At 70.4% G+C, this 21,932-nt stretch carries 18 protein-coding genes; 11 read left to right on the top strand and 7 right to left on the bottom strand.

Annotated features, from left to right (window positions below; all coding sequences use genetic code 11):
* Nucleotides 1-65: 65 nt before the first annotated feature.
* From PBV52_RS25740 to PBV52_RS25775, 8 genes are all read left to right on the top strand, one after another.
* A complete protein-coding gene (locus PBV52_RS25740) occupies nt 66-1,982 on the top strand; it encodes a glycosyltransferase family 39 protein (RefSeq protein WP_274241371.1) in 1,917 nt (638 codons plus the stop codon).
* Nucleotides 1,983-2,319: 337 nt separating this feature from the next.
* Nucleotides 2,320-4,566, top strand: coding sequence for a HAMP domain-containing protein (locus tag PBV52_RS25745; protein WP_274241372.1), 2,247 nt, complete (start codon nt 2,320-2,322; stop codon nt 4,564-4,566).
* Nucleotides 4,567-4,572: 6 nt separating this feature from the next.
* A complete protein-coding gene (gene pgsB, locus PBV52_RS25750) occupies nt 4,573-5,832 on the top strand; it encodes a poly-gamma-glutamate synthase PgsB (protein ID WP_274241373.1) in 1,260 nt (419 codons plus the stop codon).
* Nucleotides 5,829-6,311, top strand: a complete 483-nt coding sequence (locus PBV52_RS25755; protein WP_274241374.1) for a poly-gamma-glutamate biosynthesis protein PgsC/CapC — start codon at nt 5,829-5,831, stop codon at nt 6,309-6,311. The genes pgsB and PBV52_RS25755 overlap by 4 nt, the downstream gene beginning before the upstream one ends.
* Before the next feature lie 313 nt (nt 6,312-6,624).
* A complete protein-coding gene (locus tag PBV52_RS25760) occupies nt 6,625-7,485 on the top strand; it encodes an NlpC/P60 family protein (RefSeq protein ID WP_274241375.1) in 861 nt (286 codons plus the stop codon).
* Between the two features lie 127 nt (nt 7,486-7,612).
* A complete protein-coding gene (locus PBV52_RS25765) occupies nt 7,613-8,908 on the top strand; it encodes a sodium:proton antiporter (protein ID WP_274241376.1) in 1,296 nt (431 codons plus the stop codon).
* A 103-nt stretch (nt 8,909-9,011) separates the two neighbouring features.
* Nucleotides 9,012-9,194, top strand: coding sequence for a hypothetical protein (locus PBV52_RS25770; RefSeq protein ID WP_159029287.1), 183 nt, complete (start codon nt 9,012-9,014; stop codon nt 9,192-9,194).
* A gap of 153 nt (nt 9,195-9,347) precedes the next feature.
* Nucleotides 9,348-11,153, top strand: coding sequence for an ABC transporter ATP-binding protein (locus tag PBV52_RS25775; protein ID WP_274241377.1), 1,806 nt, complete (start codon nt 9,348-9,350; stop codon nt 11,151-11,153).
* Nucleotides 11,154-11,789: 636 nt separating this feature from the next.
* On the opposite strand, the gene PBV52_RS25780 is transcribed toward PBV52_RS25775, so the two are convergent.
* On the bottom strand, nt 11,790-13,040 hold the full coding sequence (locus PBV52_RS25780; RefSeq protein WP_274241378.1) for a DUF418 domain-containing protein: 1,251 nt from the start codon (nt 13,038-13,040) through the stop codon (nt 11,790-11,792).
* A 142-nt stretch (nt 13,041-13,182) separates the two neighbouring features.
* Nucleotides 13,183-13,710, bottom strand: coding sequence for a hypothetical protein (locus PBV52_RS25785; RefSeq protein ID WP_274241379.1), 528 nt, complete (start codon nt 13,708-13,710; stop codon nt 13,183-13,185).
* 326 nt (nt 13,711-14,036) lie between these two features.
* Between PBV52_RS25785 and PBV52_RS25790 the strand changes: the two genes are divergently transcribed.
* The gene (locus tag PBV52_RS25790; protein WP_274241380.1) at nt 14,037-14,714 is read left to right on the top strand and encodes a response regulator transcription factor; all 678 of its coding nucleotides are present in this window, start codon (nt 14,037-14,039) and stop codon (nt 14,712-14,714) included.
* The gene (locus tag PBV52_RS25795) at nt 14,714-15,850 is read left to right on the top strand and encodes a sensor histidine kinase (RefSeq protein ID WP_274249569.1); all 1,137 of its coding nucleotides are present in this window, start codon (nt 14,714-14,716) and stop codon (nt 15,848-15,850) included. The genes PBV52_RS25790 and PBV52_RS25795 overlap by 1 nt, the downstream gene beginning before the upstream one ends.
* Before the next feature lie 548 nt (nt 15,851-16,398).
* Here the strand turns inward: PBV52_RS25795 and PBV52_RS25800 are convergent.
* Nucleotides 16,399-17,025, bottom strand: coding sequence for a TetR family transcriptional regulator (locus PBV52_RS25800; protein WP_274241381.1), 627 nt, complete (start codon nt 17,023-17,025; stop codon nt 16,399-16,401).
* Nucleotides 17,026-17,382: 357 nt separating this feature from the next.
* Complete coding sequence (locus PBV52_RS25805) at nt 17,383-18,207, bottom strand: SDR family oxidoreductase (protein WP_274241382.1); 825 nt, start codon at nt 18,205-18,207, stop codon at nt 17,383-17,385.
* A 138-nt stretch (nt 18,208-18,345) separates the two neighbouring features.
* On the opposite strand from PBV52_RS25805, the gene PBV52_RS25810 reads away from it, so the two are divergent.
* Complete coding sequence (locus PBV52_RS25810; protein WP_274241383.1) at nt 18,346-19,233, top strand: helix-turn-helix domain-containing protein; 888 nt, start codon at nt 18,346-18,348, stop codon at nt 19,231-19,233.
* A gap of 31 nt (nt 19,234-19,264) precedes the next feature.
* Here the strand turns inward: PBV52_RS25810 and PBV52_RS25815 are convergent, their stop codons facing one another.
* The 3 genes from PBV52_RS25815 to PBV52_RS25825 are packed head-to-tail and all read right to left on the bottom strand — an operon-like array spanning nt 19,265 to nt 21,916.
* Nucleotides 19,265-19,729, bottom strand: a complete 465-nt coding sequence (locus PBV52_RS25815; protein ID WP_274241385.1) for a molybdenum cofactor biosynthesis protein MoaE — start codon at nt 19,727-19,729, stop codon at nt 19,265-19,267.
* A gap of 34 nt (nt 19,730-19,763) precedes the next feature.
* A complete protein-coding gene (gene moaA, locus PBV52_RS25820; RefSeq protein WP_274249571.1) occupies nt 19,764-20,753 on the bottom strand; it encodes a GTP 3',8-cyclase MoaA in 990 nt (329 codons plus the stop codon).
* An 8-nt stretch (nt 20,754-20,761) separates the two neighbouring features.
* Nucleotides 20,762-21,916 (bottom strand): XdhC family protein, encoded by a 1,155-nt coding sequence (locus tag PBV52_RS25825; RefSeq protein WP_274241386.1) that lies wholly within the window; start codon nt 21,914-21,916, stop codon nt 20,762-20,764.
* Nucleotides 21,917-21,932 lie beyond the last annotated feature (16 nt).

The following is a 21,932-nucleotide window of genomic DNA, read 5'->3' on the forward strand; positions in this document are numbered from 1 at the left end:
CTCCCGCGCAGCCTTCCGCCTCTCACCTGCCATTCCGCCTCACCACTGATCCAGGGACCTTCACCGTGGCCGCCACCCCCACCGCCCAGAGCACCGGCTCCCATGGCCTCCGCCAGGAATCGCACCGCCGCGCCGACCGGCCGGAAGCTCCGGCGCGCTGGGAACGCCCGGCGCTGGCCGCGGTGTTGGGCGTCGCCGCACTGCTGTACGCCTGGGGCATGGGGCACGCCGCGATCCACCCCTACTACAGCGCGGCGATACGGTCGATGGCCACCAGCTGGCGGGCCTTCTTCTTCGGCGGTCTCGACACCAGCGGTTCGATCACCCTCGACAAGGTGCCCGGCGCCTTCTGGCCCGATGCCCTCTCCGTATGGATCTTCGGGCCGCACACGTGGGCGGCCGCGCTGCCCCATGTGATCGAGGGCGTGCTCACGGTATGGCTGCTGCACCGGATCGTACGGGCCTGGGCCGGGCCGTTCGCCGCACTGATCGCCTCGCTGGCGCTCACCTTCACTCCGGTCACCGTGGTACTGAACAGGGCCACCATCCCGGACACCGCCCTCACCCTGCTGCTGGTGGCAGCCGCCGGAGCCCTGCAGAAGGCGGTGCGGACCGGGCGGCTGCTCCCGCTGATCATGTGTGGCGTCTGGGCCGGGCTCGCTTTCCAGACGAAGATGCTGCAAGCCTGGCTCGTCCTGCCGGTATTCGCCGTGGTCCATCAACTCACCGCGCCCAACTCGCCGTTGCAGAGGGCTCTGCGCCTGCTGCTCAGCGGTGCGGTCACGCTGGCCGTCTCCTGCTCGTGGGCGCTGATCGCGTGGATGACTCGCGCGGACAGCCGCCCGTACATCGACGCTACGTCGAACAACAACCCCTTCAGCCTGGTCTTCGGCTACAACGGCCTGAGCCGCTTCAGCGACGACGCCACCGCGTTCGGCGCCGTCCCGGCCACCGCCGCCAGCCGTATGACCGGGAACACCGGATGGGGGATGCTCCTCAACCACACCGTCGGCCCGCAGATCGCCTGGTTCCTGCCGCTCGCCGTGCTCGCCGTCGTCACGGCCCTCATCTGGAGAGCCCGTGAGCCGCGGACCGACCCGCTGCGTGCGGGTTTCCTCCTCTGGGGCGGCTGGCTCGTCATCCATGCCGTGGTGTTCAGCGTCTCCAACGCCAATCACGTCTACTACACGGCCGTGCTCGCACCGGCGATCGCCGCGCTGGCCGGAGGCGGGCTCGCGCTCTTTCGGTCCGCTTACGAGGCGGGCGGCCGGCGACGGCTGTGGCTGCCGTCGGCGATCGTGCTGACGGTGGCCTGGGCGCTCGTACTCGACGGGCCGACCTGGTTCGCCTCCCGGCTGCTGGTGTTCGCCGTGATCTTCGCGGTGTGCGGGACGTTCGGCCTGTGGCCCAGCGGGTCACGCGCCTCCCGGCGGCTGGTCCAAGGCTCTCTGGCCGCCGGAATCGCGGCCACTCTGCTCGTACCCGCCGGCTGGGCCGTCTCGTCCCTCGACCCGCGCTACGCGGGCGCCTCCACGTCCCCGACAGCCGGTCCGGTCGGCGAGTTCCACCACAGAGCCCTCCACGACCCGCGCGCCCTGCGCCGGGCCGAGCTCGGCCGGCCCAGCGCCCGCGACGCCGCGCTGCTGGACTACCTCATCGCCCACCGCAAGGGCGAGAAGTACCTGCTCGCGACCCAGGCCGCCTACCCCGCGGAACGTCTGCTGCGCGCTCAGTCCCAACCCGTGCTCGTCATGGGCGGGTTCACCGGGAAGACCCCCTTCCCCAGCGCCCCGCAGCTCGGCAACCTGATCGCCACCCACCAACTCCGCTACGTTCTGCTCACCCACCTGCGACCCACCACCCCCGCCACGACGTGGGTGAAGTCCCACTGCGAGCGCATCCGCTCCGGGGCCTACGGCTGGCGCACCAGGGGCAACTTCGGCCTCTACGACTGCCGCACCCCCGCCGATCGGCGGGGGTGAAACAGCCGACTGCGGGATGGGCGAGGAAGAAGAAATGCAAAATAATCCTTGCGGGTAATTGTCGTCCCGTTCACGGGTTGGTCCATCGCGATTGTTCGCATTTCGTGAAGCCCAAATTCACCATGCTCACGGGTATGCAAACCAGCAGGTCATGATGGCTGCTACATTCTTTCGGTGAGCACCGTCACACCTCCCCGATAAACCGGCGAAGCATTCCCGTCGTCAGACAGGTCGAGAACTTCTTTCCTGGAAAGGATTCTTCTTGACCATCAATCGATCCCCGATATCCAAATTGCGCTCCGCTCGGCGTCGCGCGGACATGGCGGTGTTAGGAGGTGTGCGGCCGCCACTGGCGGCCCTGCCGGTTCTGTTGGCGCTCGTCGCGGGCCTGACGGTGTTCGCCGTCGGGAGCGATGCCGAACGCGGCGTTCCCGAGGCCGTCCTCAGCTCCCAGCAGCACATCGCCGAGGACGGGGCGGTCGCGCTGCAGGGCGCCGTCGACCAGAGCGTCACCGATCTGCGGACAGCGGCCGCGGACTTCGCGGGCTCCAAGTCCGTAACGGCGGACGGAATGCTGACCCGCCTCAACCGGACCTACCCCAAGTGGCGCGGTACCGCCGTCGTCGACCAGTCCACCGGTCGGCTGCTCGCCGCGCAGGGCGAGGCCCTACCGCTCGGGAAGGTGAACCTTCGTGGACTGCCGGCGAACCCGCCACCGAGACTGGTGCGGGACGACTCGGGCGTAACCCGGCTGCTGGCCTTTGCGACGCTGTCGCAAGGCGGCAGGCAGGAGTTGCTCGTCGCCTCCCAGAGCGTGAAGCTGCCGGGCATCTCCGTCGGCAAGCAGCACACGCTCAACGTCGTGGACCGTGACGGGGCCACCCTCACCTCGGCCGGGCCGGGATCCGGCACCGAGCAGGCCAAGTCGCTGGCCGGCACCGCCGCCCGCCAGGCGCAGAGCAGGGGACCGTCGGACACCGCCGCCGGCGGCTTCGACGGTCCGAGCGGCAGCCTCGTCCGGGCAGCGGACGGCAACACCCGTACCGCCGTCGGGTACGCCGCAGTGGCTCGGGGGCTTGCCTCGAAGGAGAGTCCGAGCAGCGGACTCGGACTGACGGTCGTCACGACGGTGCAGACCGAGCGCCATGGGGCCGGGACCGGTGACCTGCGTCTCGCCCTCCTCGCCGCGGCCGTGCTCCTGGCCTTCGCGGCCGGGGTCACCGCCGCCCTCCACATGCTGGTGCAGCGGCCTGTGCTGCGGTTGCGCCGCGACGCGCAGAGGCTCGGCTCGGGTGACCTCACGGCTCCCGTCCACGTGTCCCGCTTCGGAGAACCCGCCCGGATCGGCGCCGCACTGGAGGCGCTGCGCCTTCAACTCCGCGGCAGGGGCGGGCCGTCGCAGGAGACGGTCGCGCAGCCACCGGCCAAGGGGCGTGTTCCGCGCGGGACCGGCAAGGGCCGGCGCCGGCTCGGACTGCGCACCGTCCTTGTGGTGTGCGCGTTCGCTCTGCTGGCCTGGCCCGCGTCGATGCTGCTGACGCTCGGCAGCACCTTGCCGCACCCGGCTGCGGTCGTACCGCGGGTGATCTCCGACGACCAGCGGCAACGCACCGAGACGACGGCGGATCGCGTGCGCAGGGGGATCAACGACGGATACGCGGACCTCACCCATCTGGCCACCGTGATCGACGCTTCCCGGTCGGAGGAGGCGCGCAAGGTCCTCGACAGGTCCCTGGAGCAGCACGGCCGGTACCGGTCCCTGTACGTCGTCGACGGCGCCGGCAAGATCCTCGCCCGCGCCGGTGATGAACCCCGTACCCCGACGAAGGTCCGCATCAGGCCCGGGGTCAGGCAGACGAACACCTCCGGCACGGAGCCGGTGCTCGCCGCCGTGGCCGCTCAGCCGGTCAAGGGTGGGACGGCGGCATCCGGACGCCACTATGTCGTGGGCGAGTTCAAGGTCCAGTACCTGACCGGCATCCTCAACCGACCCGGTCTCGGCTCGGTGTGGCTGGTGGACTCCGCGCACCGGGTCATCGCGTCCAACAAGGGGTTCGTGGCCTTCGGGCGGGTCTCCGACAGCCGGCTGCGGGCCCAGATGAAGGCCGTCCGCACGACCAAGGGCTCCACAGAGCTGCTGCTCGGCTGGAGGGATCCTGCGGTCGCCGCCGTGGCGCCGTTCAACGACAAGCTGGGCGTCGCGGGCGCACTCGGCTGGAAGGTCGCCTCGATCAGGCCGGTGTTCTGGATCGGCCTGCCTGAGTACGAGGCACAGCGGCGGATCATGCTCGTCGGTCTGCTGGGGGTGACCACGGGCGCCCTCTGCATCAGCTGGCTGTACCTCGTCGTCGTACGTCCGCTGCGTGAAGTCGCCCAGGGCGCCGAGGCGTTGGCAGCCGGGAACCGCAGAACGGTGCTCTACCCGCGCTACCACGACGAGGTGGGATCCATCGCCCGCAGCCTCGAACTGACCAGACAGCGACTTCTCCGCACCGACACACCGCCCGTGCCCGGTTCCCCGGACGGGGCGCACACCCCGCACACCCCCTCCACTTCCCCGTCAGGCCCCGGTCCCAGGAGCTGACCTGCCATGCTCTTCCTGTACTGCGTCCTCGCGGCGTGCTGCGTCGGCCTGCTCGTCGCAGGCATCGTCGAACAGCGCCGCCACGACGCGAATCTCGCCGCCATACCCACCCGAGTGCTGGTCAACGGCATTCGCGGCAAGTCCTCCATCACCCGGCTGTGCGCGGGCGCGCTGCGCGGCAGCGGCCTGGTGACCGTCGCCAAGACCACGGGCACCGCGGCCCGGTTCATCCACCCCGATGCCACCGAGGAGCCGGTCTACCGCAAGTTCGGCATCGCCAACGTCGTGGAGCAGATCGGCATCGTCCGGCGGGCCGCCGGCTACCGGCCCGATGTCCTGGTCATGGAGTGCATGGCCGTCATGCCGGCACTCCAGGAGATCAACCAGTCCAAGCTGATCCGCTCCACCATCGGCGTGCTGTGCAACGTCCGCGAGGACCATCTCGCCGAGATGGGCCCGACGCTGGACGACGTGGCCCGCTCCCTGTGCCGGTCCCTGCCGGAGGGCGGCGTCTGTGTCACCGCCGAGAAGGAGCGCTTCCACATCCTTCAGGAGGAGGCCGACGCCCGGAACTGCGAGCTGGTCTACGCCGACCCGGAAACCGTCACCGACGAGGAACTGCGCGGCTTCAGCTGGTTCACCTTCAAGGAGAACGTCGCCATCGCACTCGCGGTCGCCGAACTGCTCGGCGTCGACCGCGCGACCGCGCTGAAGGGAATGTACGAGGCGCCACCGGACCCGGGTGTGCTGTCCGTCGAGCGGTACCGCACCCCTGACGGAAAGCGGCTGGGCTTCGCGAACGTCTTCGCCGCCAACGACCCCGAGTCGACGCTGATGAACATCAACCAGCTGCTCGAACTGGGCGCGATCCACCGTCCGTTGCACGTCGTCATCAACTGCCGTCCCGACCGTGTGGAGCGCAACGGGCAGATGGGCGCGCTCATCCCCCAGCTCGACCCGGAGACGGTGTTCCTCATCGGCCACCCCACCAAGTCGGCCGCCGACGCCATACCCGCCCACTGGACCGGGAACGTCGTCGATCTCGGCGGCGACCGCCGCGACCCCGACCGGCTCACCACCGATCTGCTGGCTCACCTGGGGCCGGACTCCTCGCTCGTCGCCATCGGCAACATCCACGGCCAGGGCGAACTCTTCCTGGAGCGGCTCGCGGCACTCGCACCCGACCACCTCGACCCCGCCGACCCGAGCGACGCCCTCACATCGCCCGGCGCCCACCACAACTCCTCCCACGGAGCATCCCGTTGATCCCCGCAGTAGTCACCCCGCAGATCGCCGCGATCGGCATCGCCCTCGGTCTGGTCTTCTCCCTCCTGTGCTACCTGACCACGAACCTCTCACCGGGCGGCATGATCACCCCCGGCTGGCTCGCCCTCACCCTCGTCGACGATCTGCGGCGCGCCGCCATGGTCGCGGCCGTGGCAGGCCTGACCTACCTGCTGACCAAGCTGCTGCAGCGCTTCGTCATCCTCTACGGCAAGCGGCTGTTCGCCGCCGTCGTGCTCACCGGTGTCCTGCTCCAGGCCGGGCTCTCCCTGTTGCTCCAACAGCAGTTCCCGCTGCTGTTCGCCCATCAGGCCCTCGGGTTCATCGTCCCCGGTCTCATCGCCTACCAGCTCGAGAGGCAGCCCAAGACAGCGACGGTCCTCTCCACCGGCGCGGTCACCTTCGCCACCTACGTGATCTTGGTTTCCGGGCTGCTGCTGGGCGCCCTGCCCACGAAATGAGCCGCCCCCGCACCGACCTGCGGCGCCATCTCCCCTTCCCCCCCATCGGAGTTGACCAGTGAAACGCCTCCTGCCCAGAATCCGTAGGTTCTCCCTGACCAGGAACACGGTCCTGTTCCTGGTGACAGCCGTTCTGCTCGCGGCGAGCTGCGAGCTGTCCCTGCAGCTCAAGCACCGTACTGACAAACCGGATACCTCACCGGCAACACAGACATCAAGGGCATCACAGGCATCGCAAGCATCACTGGGTGACGGAATCCGGGTCAGGAGCGGCCCGCTGCACTTCGAGCGGATCGGCAACCCCGCCCGCACGGTGGCACGCGACCCGCGCGGCACCGTCGTCGCCACGTTCACCGACGGCGCCCGTACGGCCGTACTGACCGGGCCCAGCAGGACCTTCGCGGAGCCGCGTACGACGGATGCCAAGGTCGTCACCAAGAGCTGGGTGCGGTTGCTGCCCAAGCCCTGGGCCCGAGGCGCGGAGCGGAGCGGCTGGTTCAGGACCTGGCTCAGGTCCCGGCTCGGCAGCCGCGACCCCGACATCCTCGCCACGGCCTTCGACTACGTCGCCGGTGCCCCGGCCCGGACGACGGCAGCGGGAGTCAAATACAGCGGTGCCGCCCGCTACACACCCGACACCACCAGCGGCTCCGGGCGTGCTGCGCAAGGGAAGCCGAAGCCGCGCACGGGCTCGGACTTCTACGACTACCTGGGCATCCCCTGGACCTTCCCCGACGCGGTCACCCGCCGCCCCGAGAAGGACCGCGCGCGCTCCGTCGACAGCTCCGGCTATGTCCGGCTGGTGTACGGATACCGCGCCAAGTTCCCGCTGAGCAGCCGGGACAGCGCGGCGGGCAGCGGGCTGCAGCGGACCCCCGACGCGATCGCCCACGGGCGGCTCGGCGTACCCGTCATCCCCCTCACCGACCGCCGCCCCGCCGTCATCCAGCAGCTCCAGCCCGGCGACCTGGTCTTCTTCAGAACACGGGAGCTGCCCGGCAAACGGATCGGCCACATCGGTGTCTACCTCGGCCTGGACACCGCCGACCACCCGCGCTTCATCTCCAGCCGGAAGAACGCGGGCGGCCCCACCATGGGTGACAAGGGCGGCACCTCACGGCTCGACGGCGACGGCTACTACGCCCAGGGGCTGCGCGGGGCCCGGCGCCTCTGACGGCGCTCCGCCCGGGCCGACGCCGGCCTGTCGGCGGGGCGGATCCCGCTGATCGGCGGAGTGACTTGCGGTGAGCGGTGCGCTGGGATGAGAAGGGCGACGGTTCCGAGTTCTGAAGCGGATTCACATGATCTTTGTCCTGATTGTGATCACCACGGTGGTGGCCGGGTGGTCGCTGGTCGCCGGCCGGCTGGAGCAACGGCATGTGCGGGCTCCTCTGGTGCTGGTGCTCGCGGGCGTGGTCACGGGGGTGTTCACCCACAGTCATATCGCTGTCACCCTGAACTCCCAGGTCGCTCAGCATGTGGCCGAGGTCATCCTGGCCGTCCTGCTGTTCGTCGACGCCACCGAGCTGCCGGGCGGGCGACTGTTCGGCAACGACCCCGGCTCCGCCGCGCGGGCCCTGCTGGTGGCCCTGCCGCTGAGCCTGATCACGATGGTCCTGCTGGGAACGCTGCTGTTGCCCGGACTGCCGGTCGCGCTGCTGCTGCTCATCGCGTGCATCGTCGTCCCGACCGACTTCGCTCCGGCCGAGACGCTGGTCCGCGACCGGCGTATCCCGTCGAGGGTGCGCAGCGTGCTCAACGTGGAGAGCGGCTACAACGACGGCATCGTGTCGCCCCTCTTCCTGTTCGCCCTGATCCTCGTCGGCACCAACTCCGTCACCCGAACGCCCATGCAGGCCCTCGGCACGGCCGTGCCGTTCGCGCTGAAGGCCCTCGTGGCCGGCTTCGTGGTGGGGGCGCTGGTGGCGTGGCTGATCAATCTGGCCGACCGCGCCGAGTGGATGACGGAGCAGTCCCGGCGGATCGTCGTGCTGGTCACACCGCTGCTCGCCTACACCGTGACCACGGCGATGGACGGCAACGGTTTCGTGGCCTCGTTCGTGTGCGGGATCGCCTTCCGCTACATCAGGCAGGCACCGGTCCGCCGACGGGGCGCTTCGGCTCCCCACGCCTCGGACTTCCAGCTCATCGAGGACACCAACTCGATGATGACGATGTGCATGTGGTTCTTCTTCGGCAACGCCGTGGTGCTCGCCGTGGGGGAGGGCGTCCACTGGCCCACCGTCGTGCTCTGCGTCGCCGCGCTCACCGTCGTGCGCATCCTTCCGATCATGCTCGCCTTCCTCGGCTCGACGTTCACCTGGCGAGAACGGCTCATGGTCGGCGCGCTCGGACCACGCGGCACCACCTCCATCGTGTTCGGCCTGCTCGCGTTCAACGCTCTGCCGGACGGGCGGTACGCCGACACCGCCCTGTACGCCATGACCCTGGTGGTGCTCGGCAGCGTTCTGCTCCACGGCGGCGGCTCGGTGGTCATCGCCCGGTCCCTGACCGGCCCGCCCCCGTCGGCTGCCGGCGGCCCCGGCTCCCCGGGGACCGACGAGCCGGACTCACGGGTCGTCGCCATGCAGGGTTGATGTGCCCCTCCTACCTCAGGCCGGTCTTCTCCAGCCACTCGGCGGGGGAGGGCCCGACAGCCGCCGGATGTGCGGCGAGCGGCCGGGCGTCCAGGCTGAAGGCATGACACAGCACGTTCGTGACAAGGAGCCCGAGACCGCCGTCGAGCCTGGCAGAGGCCGGTTGCTGGAACTTCTCTGCCTGACGCTGATGGCGGGCGCCGGTGTCCTGTTCGTCGTCCGTCCTGAGTTCTACGAAGCAGGGGTGCACCTCTTCGCCTCGCGGGCGGCCTCACTGGTCCACTGAGCCTGCGATCGCACATCTCTTTGGCGGGCGTTGCTGACGGGCGGCCTCTCTCTGGCCGTCGTACGCCTGATCTCCGCGCCCCAAGGCCCCCGGCGGGCCGATGCCCGTAACCGCTGACGCGGTGCGCGGCCGAACACATAGGAAAGGAACCCTGTGAACACCGCATCCGCCCCGGAGGCGACGGGTGCCGAGTCCCTGCGCGCCCGCGAGACGCTCAAAGCGCTGTACGGGTACGTCCGTCCGCACCGGTGGGCCGTCGCGCTCGGTCTGCTGTGCGCGCTGGCCGGGGCCGCCGGCGGGCTGCTGCAGCCGCTGGCGACGAAGACGCTGGTCGACCGGCTCTCGTCCGGTGGCACGATCGGCACCGTCCTGCTGGCGATGACCGTTCTGGTCCTGCTGAGCATGGTGGCCGAGGCGTTCGGTGCCTATGTGCTGGAACGGACGGCGGAGTCGGTGGTGCTCGCCGCCCGCCGCAGCCTCATCGGACGGTTGCTGCGGCTGCGCCTCGCGGAGGTGGACCGGATGCAGCCGGGCGATCTGATGTCGCGGGTGACCTCCGACACCACGCTGTTGCGGGCGGTCAGTACCCAGGCGGTGGTCTCCGCGGCGACGGGGGCGGTGACACTGGTCGCGGCGGTCGTGGTGATGGCGTTCCTCGATGCCGTCCTTCTGGGCGTCACGCTCGGCGTGGTCGCGGTCGTCGGTGTGGGTGCCGTGCTGGTGATGCCGAAGATCGGGCAGGCCGCCGAGCGTGCGCAGGCGGCTGTCGGGGAGATGTCCACGGGCCTGGAGCGGGTCTTCGGCGCGTTCCGTACGGTGAAGGCGTCCGGCGCCGAGGAGCGGGAGACCGCTCGCGTCGAGGCGGCGGCACGCAGGGCGTGGCGCCACGGCGTGCGCAGCGCGAAGTGGGAGGCCGTGCTGGGCTCGGCGGACAACCTCGCCGTCGAGCTGGCGTTCCTCGCGGTACTCGCCGTCGGCGGGGCGCGGGTGGCGTCCGGCGACATGCCCGTTTCCACGCTGATCGCGTTCCTGCTGTACCTCTTCTACCTGATGGAGCCGGTGTACAAGCTGGTCGAGGCAGCGTCCCACTACCAGGAGGGCGCGGCCGCGATCGCCCGTATCGCGCAGGTGGACGACCTGGCGACAGAGAAGCAGGACCGGCACCGGTCGGTGCGGCCCGCGGCGACCCCGGCGGTGCGGCCGCGTCCGGCGTCGGTTCGCTTCGAGGAGGTGTCCTTCCGGTACGGGCCCCGGCTGCCGGACATCCACCAGCGGGTGGACTTCGAGGTGCCGGGAGGCGGGATGACGGCGTTCGTCGGCCCCTCGGGCGCGGGCAAGTCGACGGTCTTCGCGCTCGTCGAGCGGTTCTACGAAGCGACCGGCGGCCGTGTCCTGGTCGACGGCAAGGACGTGACCAAGTGGCCGCTGCCCGAGCTGCGGTCCGTCATCGGGTACGTCGAGCAGGACGCGCCGGTGCTGGCCGGCACGCTGCGGGAGAACCTGGTCTTCGCCGCGCCCGGCGCGACCGACGACGACATACGCGCGGTCCTCGCCCGAACCAGGCTCGACGCCCTCGTCGAGCGCCTCCCGCACGGCCTGGACACCCCGGTCGGGCACCGCGGCACGAAACTGTCCGGTGGCGAGCGCCAGCGCGTCGCGATCGCCCGCGCGCTGCTGCGCAGGCCCCGGCTGCTGCTCCTTGACGAGGCGACCTCGCAGCTCGACGCCGTCAACGAGCTGGCACTGCGGGACGTCATCGCCGAGACGGCACGCGAGACGACCGTGCTGGTGGTGGCCCACCGCCTGTCGACGGTCACGGACGCCGACCGCATCGTCGTCATGGACGCGGGCACGGTCCGCGCGGTCGGCACTCATGAGGAACTGGTGGCCAAGGACGAGCTGTACGCGCAGCTCGCGGCGACGCAGCTCCTGACCACGGCGGGACGCCCCCGCGACTGAGACGGGCCTGACCATGGGCTCGCCGGTGTCGTCGGTCGTACCGGGTGGCGGGATGGTGGCGTCGGGCATCTGCCGGATACGCCGTGCTGTACCGCCACGGCCGGTTCCTCGACGTTCTGCTCGCCGACAGCCCCGCGACCCGGACGAGCCCGTCGAGCACATCGCCGGCCTCAGAGCCTGTGTCATATCCCCGGCCGGGCGCGCGGCGCCTGGCACGCACTCCCCCAGAGGGGGGACCCCCAGCCGCGTTGCCGAACCGCCCACGTGGCTCCGCCACGAGGGCGCTCCGGCGCCTTGCGATCGCACGCACCAGACGCCGCGCGCTGATCCGACCGGAGATATGACACAGGCTCTCAGGGTGGAGTACACCCTCGGGCGAAGGGGATCGTGCGCGCGGTGCACCGTGCGCCAGGCGCGAGCCGACGCACACGTACGCCACGTCGTGATCAACGCTCCCTGCGCGCCTGCCAGTACTGACGATCGCCCCCGGGCCGCGCCGGCACCCTGCCCACGCATGTCCCCGACATCAGTCGGTCAAGAACAACAGCCGAAGCCCGCAGGGGCGATCCCCCTGCGGGCTTCGGCAGACCGTTCAGGCCGGGATGGGGCAGGAAGCCGAGCCACCCCGGCCGGACCTCACCGGACGTACTTGGCGGGCTTGGTGGCGGTGTTGAGCACGTGCTCCAGAGGGCCGCGGCGGAAGAAGCGGGACCAGACGGTGGCGAACACGATCGCCCCGAGGACGTACATGAGCAGCGGCACCCAGGACTGCTGGGTCCCTGTCCCGGCGGGCGTGGACAGCACGGACTGCGCGACGAAGTGGCCGACGTAGGCGGTCAGGGACATGGTGCCCACGGCGATGACCGGCTTCGCCAGGCGCCGCAGCCGCGGCAGGCGGTCCATCACCACCGTCGCGCCCACGATCACGAGGATCGCGACGCCCACGCTGCCGATGATGTCGAACGTGGTGCCGCTGTGCGGCCCGGCGGACAACAGATCCGAGAACGACAGCTGGGGCTTCATGGACCCACTGCCCATGGACGCCGACCCGGAGCCACTGGACGACGCCCCGTCCTCCGCCATGCTCCTCAACGCGTTCTTGCCCGCCAGCAGCAGGGACAAGCCGTAAGCCCCCACGACGAGGCCGGCGCCGATCGCCGCCAGGCGCCGCTGGACGGCGGCCGCCGACAGGTCCATGCGACCCAGCGCCATGCCGGCGATCACGAACGGCATCCAGGTGAGCGCCGGGTAGAAACCGGTGAGCAGCAGATCGAGCACTCCCACCTCGCTGAGGTGGCGGAGCGGGTCGTAGGCGTTGATGCTCTGCTGGACGGATTCGCTCAGCCCCGTGGTCAGGACGAACGCCAGCTGCGGCATGACGAGCGCGAGCCCCGCCGCGATCATCGCGAGGGTCCCCGCGCTCAGTCGCACCAGGGGCAGGGCGAGGAGGAAGTAGACGCCGTAGAAGCCGAGGATGATCACGCCCCCGTACTCCATCGCCATCACGGTGCCCAGCGCCAGGAGGATCACGGCGCGGATCGCGATCCGGGCCTTCGCCTGCCGGCCCGCCAGGCCGGTCTTCGGCTCGAAGCGGCCCGCGATCAGCATCAGCGAGAACCCGGCGAGGGTGGCGAACAGGACCGACGAGTGGCCGTCCGCGATGTACCGGACCCAGCTGCCGACGCCGTGTGTGGCCGACAGCGGCGGGCCGATGTGCACGACGTACATGCCGAACACCGCCAGCGCGCGGGCCAGGTCCACCCCGACCAGGCGTCCCATCGAGGGACCGCCGGGGGTCTGCCCGGCGGAGTCGGGCGAGGTTCGGGACCGTGCAGGCGCGCTCTCCTGCGGAGCCGGTGTCTCCTGGGGCGGCTGTATCTGTGTCATACGGAAAATCCTTCGGTGCCGTCAGGAGGCGGACCATCCGGCAGGCTTCGGTAGCACCCCCGCCGACCGGCCGGGTCTGCCCCGCCGACCGGCGGAACAGCGCCGCGTCGGCCGTTCGGCGGGCCCCGGACGGCCAACTGCCCTACTTGATGAGGGCGTTGGCCACCACGACCGCCAGCCCGAGCAACGCGTCCACTGTGCCGATCTTCAAGGCGGAGCCCCACGTGCGACCTGCGGCGCGGGCCGCGAGCAGGCCCCAGGCGAACAGCAGCACCACGTTCACGGCGAAGGCCACGTACTCGACGCCCTCCGAGGGCCACCACCCCCAGCCCGCGCCGAGCAGCAGGACCACTGTCGGCACCGTCGCCACCACCAACGGCCACTCGGCCAGCAACAGCCGCAACGCGGCGCGCACACCGTGATGGGTCCGGTCGCCGCGCAGGGCGATCAGATGTGCGTAACCGTGCGCCAAGGCCGATGCGGCGGCCGTGACCAGGAGCCACTGGGCGCTGCTGAACCGGTCGGCGGGCGCAGTCTCACCCTGCTCCGTCAGGGCGGCCACCATGGAGCTGGCCAGTACCGCCCCGTACACGCCCCCGAACAGCACATGGGGCCGCGCCGCACAGCGGCGCAGAGCACGGACAGGCTGACGAAGGTACAACTCGGGCATGGCTGGGTGATCCTCGAACGGTGCGGAAAACGACGGCGGCCGGCAGACCCGGTCGGGCCCGCGGAGCGATCCCACCGGACGAGAGCCGCCGACACCATCCGCCGAGCCTCGCCCACCCGCCCGCCGCCGGGCCGGAGCGCTCCCCCCGAACGGCTGGAACCGGCCTGCCGGGTGGCGGGAGTCCACAACGGCCGCACCGTCGCGCACCTGGCCGGACGTACTGTCGACAGCGAGCGATCACCGTGCGGGAACGTGGACGCCCCGATGCGGGGTGTACTGGTCGCCGAGAAGCTGGACAGAGCAGACGAGTGTGAGGCGGAACGCCGGTGATCCGGGTAGTGGTGGTGGACGACGAGGCGCTGGTGCGGTCCGGGTTCGAGCTGATCCTGAACGCGTCCGACGGCATCCAGGTCGTGGCGACCGCGGAAGGAGCGCAGGCCGCCGACGCGATCCGGCGCGAGCATCCGGACGTCGTGCTCCTCGACATCCGCATGCCGGACGTGGACGGCCTGACCGTCCTGAGGGAGATCCAGACGCTGCCCGAGCCGCCGACGGTGGCCATGCTGACCACCTTCGACACCGACGAGTACATCCTGACCGCGCTGCGCACGGGAGCCGCGGGCTTCCTGCTCAAGGACACCGAGCCCGAACAGCTCGCCCAACTCGTACGCACCCTGGCCGCGGGCGGGGTGGTGATGTCCCCGAAAGCCTCGCGGGCTCTGCTGCGCGGCCATCCGGGGGCGAACGCGCCCCAGGACGCGGACGTGGCGCGCGTGAACCTGCTCACCGACCGCGAACGTGACGTCCTCGTCCTGATCGCGGAAGGACTGTCCAACGCCGACATCGGCACCCGCATCCACCTGAGCGCGGGCACCGTCAAGGACCACGTCAGCTCGATCCTGACCAAGCTCCGGGTCTCCAGCCGCGTCCAGGCGGCGCTCCTCGCGGAGCGGGCCGGGCTGCTCGGCGACGACGGCGCCAACAAGGCAGGGGGCAACGGATGATGAGCACGGCTCAGGAACGGTGGCGGCGGGTGCCGCCCTGGGCCGTCGACGCGGGCCTCGTCGTGCTGGCCGCCCTCGACGCCTGGATCAACCTCTACGGCGAGGCGACACCGTTCATATGGGCCTGCGCCGCCCTCGGCTGCGCCGGACTGCTCCTGCGCAGGCGCTTTCCACTGACCGTCTTCCTGTTGACCCTGCCCATGACCCTGTTCATGGACGTGGCGGTCGCGCCGATCGCCGCCCTGTACACACTGGCCACGCGCACCCGCAACCGCCCCCTGCTGGCCGGCTGCGCCCTGCTGAACGCGGCGGCGGGCACCCTCGCCTGGCCCCTGTCCGACACGTTTTCCGGCGACACGTTTCCCGGCGACCGCACCTGGACGCTCATCCAGTTCGTCTACACGCTGGCCACGGCCTTCGCCCCGATCCTGTTCGGCCAGCTCGTGCAGGCCAGACACGACGTGGCCCGCCAGCTCGTCGAGGTCGAAGTGGCCCGCGAACACGAACGCGCCCTGTACGCCCAGACCGTCCTCGCCCGCGAACGCGCCCAACTGGCCCGCGAGATGCACGATGTGGTCTCCCACCAGGTCAGCCTCATCGCCGTGCAGGCCGGAGCCCTGCAGGTCGCCGCCAAGGACCCCGACGCCCGCGACGCCGCCCGCACCATCCGCACCCTGAGCGTGAACACCCTCGACGAACTCCGCCACATGGTCACCCTGCTGCGCGCCTCCGGCGGCAACGACACCGAACTCACCCCGCAGCCCACCCTCGCCGACCTCCAGCAGCTGATCGCCAACAGCGGCATCGAGACCACCCTGACCGGGGAGCTCCCGCCCAGCATCAGCACAACCGCCCAACGCACCGTCTACCGAACGGTCCAAGAAGCCCTCACGAACGTCCGCAAGCACGCCCCGGGCGCCCGCGCGGAGGTGCGCCTGTGGCATGACGCGCAGCACTTCGGCGTCACCGTCACCAACACCGCCGCCACCCGCCCGTCCGTCGCCCTGCCCAGCGCCCGGCACGGCCTGATCGGCCTGAGAGAACGCGCCGAACTGCTCGACGGCACCCTCACCGCCGAGCCCGTCCCACAGGGCGGATACAAGATCGAACTACGGGCCTCCACTCGGCCCGCCTGAGCACAACCCGTCCGACGCGGATCGGCGTGAATACCCCTGAGGTGGCCATTTCGCCTCGACTTGGGGCACCCAGAGGGCATGAAGCCCTCAGAATGGCCCAGACGCGACAAACCCCAGGCCGCTGACCTGGGGTTCGCATGGAGCGGGTGACGAGAATCGAACTCGCGCTCTCAGCTTGGGAAGCGATGGCGCTTGCGGAGCCGGATAGCTGCTGACCTGACCTTATGTGCGCTGGCGTGCCGCCTGAGGGTGCGAGTTCGCGCCGCTGTTGACCGTGGTTGACCGCTCTTAACGGCACGCTATGGGCACGACCGGCGGAAAGTCAGTGGGTCCTGGAAGCTCTCGGTGACGCGTCCGTCGGTCGGCGTGGCCGGATGTCCATCGCGCAGGACTGACCGCGACATCCCGGTCAGCACGGCGACCACCCTCGCCGGCCGGGACGACGGTGGTCAAGAGCGCAGTGCTCGCCGCCCTGTGTCCGGAATCGAGTGGCGGAACGGGAATCTACGGAAACGCCGTGTGAGTCCTGACGCTGGATGTCACGTACGTCACTTCGTCAACGCGCCCATCGCCCGGTCGAGCAGCACGGCCAGCGGGACAGTGCCCTCACAGGCCACCCACGCCGTGGAGGCCACGTCCAGGCAGGCGAGCGCGGCGGCGGCCAGAGCGCTCGGCCTGGTGTCCTCGGGCCGGTCCTGGCTTGCCCCCAGCCGCCGGGCGATCTCCGGCACCAACAGCTTCTGCCAGCTCAGCTGCTTCTCGTAGTGCCGGGCGCGCAGGGACGGGGTCTCCTGGAGCATGCGCAGATAGCTGAGTACCTGCTCGGGCGGCGCTGCCTCGTTCATCCGCGTCAGGACGTCGAAGGCCCGGCGCAGTGCCTCCCAGGGCTGCTCGTCGTCGGGGCGGGCGGCGAGTGCCTCCGCGATTCGGCGGCCGGATTCCTCCAGGCGTCCCAGGACGATGTCTTCCTTGGTGCCGAAGTACCTGAACAGGCTGGCGCGTGACAGGCCCACCTCGGCGGCGATCTGGTCGACGGTCGTCTTGTCGAACCCCTGCTCGGTGAAGAGCCGGTGCGCCACCTCGACCACTTCCGCCTGAACCGTCGCACGCACACGCTCGCGCAGGCCGGGCGGCTTGCGTGCGGACTGGTCGGCGGTACGGGCGCTCTCGGACATACCAGGAGGGTACAGCAAAGACTCAATCTGATACCGAGTATCATTGTGTGGAGCGCAGTTACCCATCCTTCTACGCCGCCGACGGTAAGCGCCGCGAGCAGGCATCGATGCCGGGTGCACGGCCTTCACCGCAGGTCGTCCTCCGTGTCCACGACGAGGAAGGCGGACCCGAGGCGCCTCACCGCCGTCGCAGTCAATGCTGACTGTGAAGAGGTGGAGGCGGCCATGAACAGGCGTGACGAACAGCGCGACGCCACGAGGGCACAGATCGTGGACGCTGCGGTCGAGTCGCTGATCGAAGTGTTCCCGGGGCTGCTGCGACGAGCGCCGGCTCTGGCCGACGCCTGTGCCCTACGGTTACGCGGCGCTGCCATGGGCCTCGGTGGCGACGTCGGCCCATTCCTCCCAGGTCTTCAGGCGTTCGGCGTAGACCTGGGGGACGAGCTGGAGCGGGGAGGTGCCGAAGAAGACCCGCAGGGGCGGGTTGTCGGCGTCCACGATCTTCAGCAGGGCCGCGCCGGTGGCGGCAGGGTCGCCGGGCTGGGTGGTGCTCCAGTAGGCGGCGAGGGCCGTGCGCAGGTCGTCGTAGGCGGGGAGCTGCTCGGCGAAGGTGGCGGAGGGGCCGGACCAGTCGGTGGCGAAGCCGCCGGGCTCGACGAGGGTGACCTTGATGCCGAATCCGGCGACCTCCTGGGAGAGGGCCTCGCTCAGTGCCTCCAGGGCCCACTTGGAGGCGTTGTAGACGCCGAGGTTGGGGAAGGCGGTGACGCCGCCGACGCTGGAGATCTGCACGATGTGGCCGCTGCCCTGGGCCCGCAGGAGGGGCAGGGCGGCCTGGGTGACCCACAGGGCGCCGTAGAAGTTGGTCTCCATCTGGTTGCGGACCTGCTGTTCCGTCAGTTCCTCGACGGCGCCGAACAGTCCGTAGCCGGCGTTGTTGACGACGACGTCCAGGCGGCCGAAGTGGTCGTGCGCCCGCTGGACGGCCTCGGTGACGGCGGCCTTGTCGGTGACGTCCAGGGTGAGGGGAAGGATCGCCTCGCCGTGGGCGGCCACCAGGTCCGCGAGGGAGTCGGTGTCGCGGGCGGTGGCCGCGACCTTGTCGCCGCGCTCCAGGGCCGCCTGGGCGAACTGGCGGCCGAAGCCGCGGGATGAGCCGGTGATGAACCAGATCTTGCGCACGAGAACACTCCCGTTCGAGGTGAAGTCTTATGGGGAGACTCTACACCGATATGAGATTCAGTATCAAGATGAGCCATGGGGTCGATGCTGTACGCTGCCCTGCAACGGCGAGGCACGTTGGACAACTGGAGGACAGAGATGTCTTCACATGTGGCGCCCGATGACCAAGCGACGTCCGGACTTGACCGGCGTAGCGAGCTGAGGGAGTTCCTGCGGTCGCGCAGGGCCCGGCTCAGGCCCGAGGACGTGGGCCTGCCGTCGTACGGGCGGCGGCGGGTTCCCGGACTGCGGCGCGAGGAGCTGGCGCAGCTTGCGGGGGTGTCGTACGCGTACTACGCGCGCCTGGAGCAGGGACACGGCGAGACGATGTCGGCCGATGTGCTGGACGCCGTCGCCCACGCCCTGAGCCTGAGCGAGGAGGAGCGGGAGCATCTGGTCCGGCTGGCCCAGCCCGAACGGCAGGGCACCCCGCAGGCCGCGCCTCCGCCGCAGCGGCTGCGGCCCAGCGTCCAGCATCTGCTCGACGGGCTCGGCGTGCCCGCCTACGTTGTCAGCCGGCGCCTGGACATCCTGGGGTGGAACCGGCTCGCCGCCACCGTCTTCGGGGACTGGGCCCAACTGATGCCCGAGGAGCGCAACATCGTCCGGCTGATCTTCCTCTCGCCTGAGACACGCGACCGGTTCGCCGACCCGGAACGGACGGCTCTGACAGCCGTCGGCGCTCTGCGCATGAACGCCGGTAAAAGCCCCGAGGATTCCTACCTCTCTTCGCTGTTCGAGGAGTTGTCGCAGAAGAGCGAGGAGTTCCGGCGGTTGTGGGCACGGCATGAGGTGAGCTGCGGGACCGTTGGCGACATCGTGCGGATGCGGCACCCGCTGGTGGGAGAGTTCGACCTCGTCCACGAGCCCATGGCGTTGCGCGGGGGCGCCCCGATGCGGCTGGTCACCTACCACGCCGAGCCGGGCTCCCGGTCGGAGGAGGCCCTGCGGATGCTGGCCAGTTGGGAGCTGGAGCCGCAGCGCTGAGACGCGGGTCCGGCCAGGGCCTGTGACGGCATCACGCGCCGACCCATTCATCGGTCCCGTCCGAGAACTTCTGGTGTTTCCAGATGGGCACTTCGTGCTTGAGGTCGTCGATCAGTTGCCTGCAGGCTGCGAAGGCATCTCCCCGGTGGGGACATGCCACGGCGACCACGACCGCTGTGTCGCCCACCGCCAGTTCTCCGACCCGGTGCACCGCGGCGAGGGCGCGCACCGGGTGGTTCGCCACGACCTTCTGCGCGATCCGCCGCAGCTCGGCCTCGGCTGTCGGGTGGCACGAATACCCCAGTCCGTTCACGTCCGCGCCCGCGTCATGGTTGCGCACCGTGCCGACGAACAGCGCGATCCCGCCTGCCGCTTCGTCGCCGACGGCCTGGAAGACCTCCTCCAGGGAGAGCGGTGTCCGCCGTATCGCGAGCAGCCTGACCGGCTGCGGATGCGCCCGCTCACCGCGGTGCTCGCGGGCTCGGTCAGCTGCCACGCCTCCATACCTTCCTGACCTGCCTGTCACAGCGTCAGCCTCCGATCGCCGACATCGGCCTGTCCGGCTGCACGAAGGACGGGTCGTCCAGGCCCGCTCCCGCCTTCTTGCCCCACATCGCCAGGCGCCAGATGCGGGCGATCTCCTCGTCGGGGGCTCCGGCGCGCAGGACGGCGCGGAGGTCGGTCTCCTCCTGGGCGAACAGGCACGTGCGGATCTGGCCGTCGGCGGTGAGGCGGGTGCGGTCGCAGGCCGCGCAGAAGGGGCGGGTGACGGAGGCGATGACGCCGACGACATGAGGGCCGCCGTCGACCAGCCAGCGTTCGGCGGGGGCCGAGCCGCGCTTCTGCTCACCCTCGGGGGTGAGGTCGAAGCGGGTGCGCAGGGAGGTCAGGATGTCCCCGGCGGTGATCATGCCGTCGCGCTTCCAGCCGTGCTGGGCGTCCAGGGGCATCTGCTCGATGAAGCGCAGTTCGTAGTCGTGCGCCACCGCCCAGGCGAGCAGGTCCGGGGCCTCGTCGTCGTTCAGGCCCGGCATCAGGACGGAGTTGACCTTGACGGGCGTCAGGCCGGCCTCGCGGGCGGCGTCGAGGCCCTCGATGACGTCCTCGTGGCGGTCACGGCGGGTGAGGGCCTCGAAGACGTCCGGGCGGAGGGTGTCCAGGGAGACGTTGACCCGGTCCAGGCCCGCCGCCTTCAGGGCGGGCGCGGTGCGCCTGAGGCCGATGCCGTTGGTGGTCAGCGACATCTGGGGGCGCGGGTCGAGGGCGGCGATGCGCTCGACGATGCCGACCAGGCCGGGCCGCAGCAGGGGCTCGCCGCCGGTGAAGCGGGCTTCCTCGATGCCGAGGGAGGCGACGGCGATGTCGATCAGGCGGACGATCTCGTCGTCCGTGAGCAGGTCTGGCTTGGCCAGCCACTGCAGACCCTCCTCGGGCATGCAGTACGTGCACCGCAGATTGCAGCGGTCGGTCAGTGAGACCCTCAGGTCGGTGGCCACTCGGCCGTAGGTGTCGATGAGCACGTGGGGCCTCATACGGCCAGGAGTTCGGCCGGCGACGACACCTGGGCCATGGGGCCGGAACGGTGGATGGGGCCCGGGATGTGGGACAGGGGCAGGCCGGTGCCGTCGTTGATGTGGGCGATGATCTCGGCGGTGATGGAGATCGCCGTCTCTTCGGGGGTGTGGGCGCCGAGGTCGAGTCCGATCGGTGAGCGCAGGCGGGCGAGGTGTTCCTCGGGCACGCCGGCCTCACGCAGACGTTCCAGGCGGTGTTCGTGGGTGCGGCGGGAGCCCATCGCGCCGATGTAGCCGACCGGAAGGTCGAGGGCCAGGCGGAGCAGGGGGATGTCGAACTTGGCGTCGTGGGTGAGGACGCAGATCGCGGTACGGGCGTCGACCTCGGCGCGCTCCAGGTAGCGGTGCGGCCAGTCGGCGACGACCTCGTCGGCGTACGGAAAGCGGGCCGGGGTGGCGAAGACGGGGCGGGCGTCGCAGACGGTGACCCGGTAGCCGAGGAAGCGTCCGGCCTGGCTGAGGGCGGCGGCGAAGTCGACGGCGCCGAAGATCAGCATGCGGGGCGGCGCTGCGTGGGTGTGGACCAGGAGTGTCAGCTTCTGAGGGCAGGTGTCGGCGTCCCCGCCGACTTCGACGTGGGCGGTCCGGCCTGCCCGCAGCAGCGCGCGGACCTGGGTGGCCACCGTACGGTCCTGCTGTCGACTGCCCAGGGTCCCGTCGTACGCGCTGCCGCCCCCGAGAACGGACAGGGTGCGGCCGAGAAGGCGCTGCGGCCCGTCGATCACCTGTGCCACGGCGACGGGCACACCGGCCGACACGTGTTCCAGGGCGGTGGTGAGGTGGGACTGGTCGGCGGGGTCGACCCGCTGGACCAGGACCTCGATCTCGCCGCCGCAGGTCAGGCCCACGGCGAAGGCGTCGTCGTCGGAGTAGCCGAACGAGGCCCGTATCGGGGGTTCGCCCGTCTCCAGCACCTGTCGGCACAGCTCGTAGACGGCGCCTTCCACACATCCTCCGGAGATGCTGCCGACCGCCTCGCCGCCGGTGCCCACGGCCAGTGCGGTGCCGGGTGGCAGGGGTGCGCTGCCGCTGACCCGGATCACGGTGGCGAGGGCGAAGGGGCGGTCCTCGCGGCACCAGCGGTGCAGCGTGTCCGCGATGTTCAGCATGAGAGGTGTCCTTCGG

The sequence above is a fragment of the Streptomyces sp. T12 genome, from assembly GCF_028736035.1.
Taxonomy (GTDB): domain Bacteria; phylum Actinomycetota; class Actinomycetes; order Streptomycetales; family Streptomycetaceae; genus Streptomyces.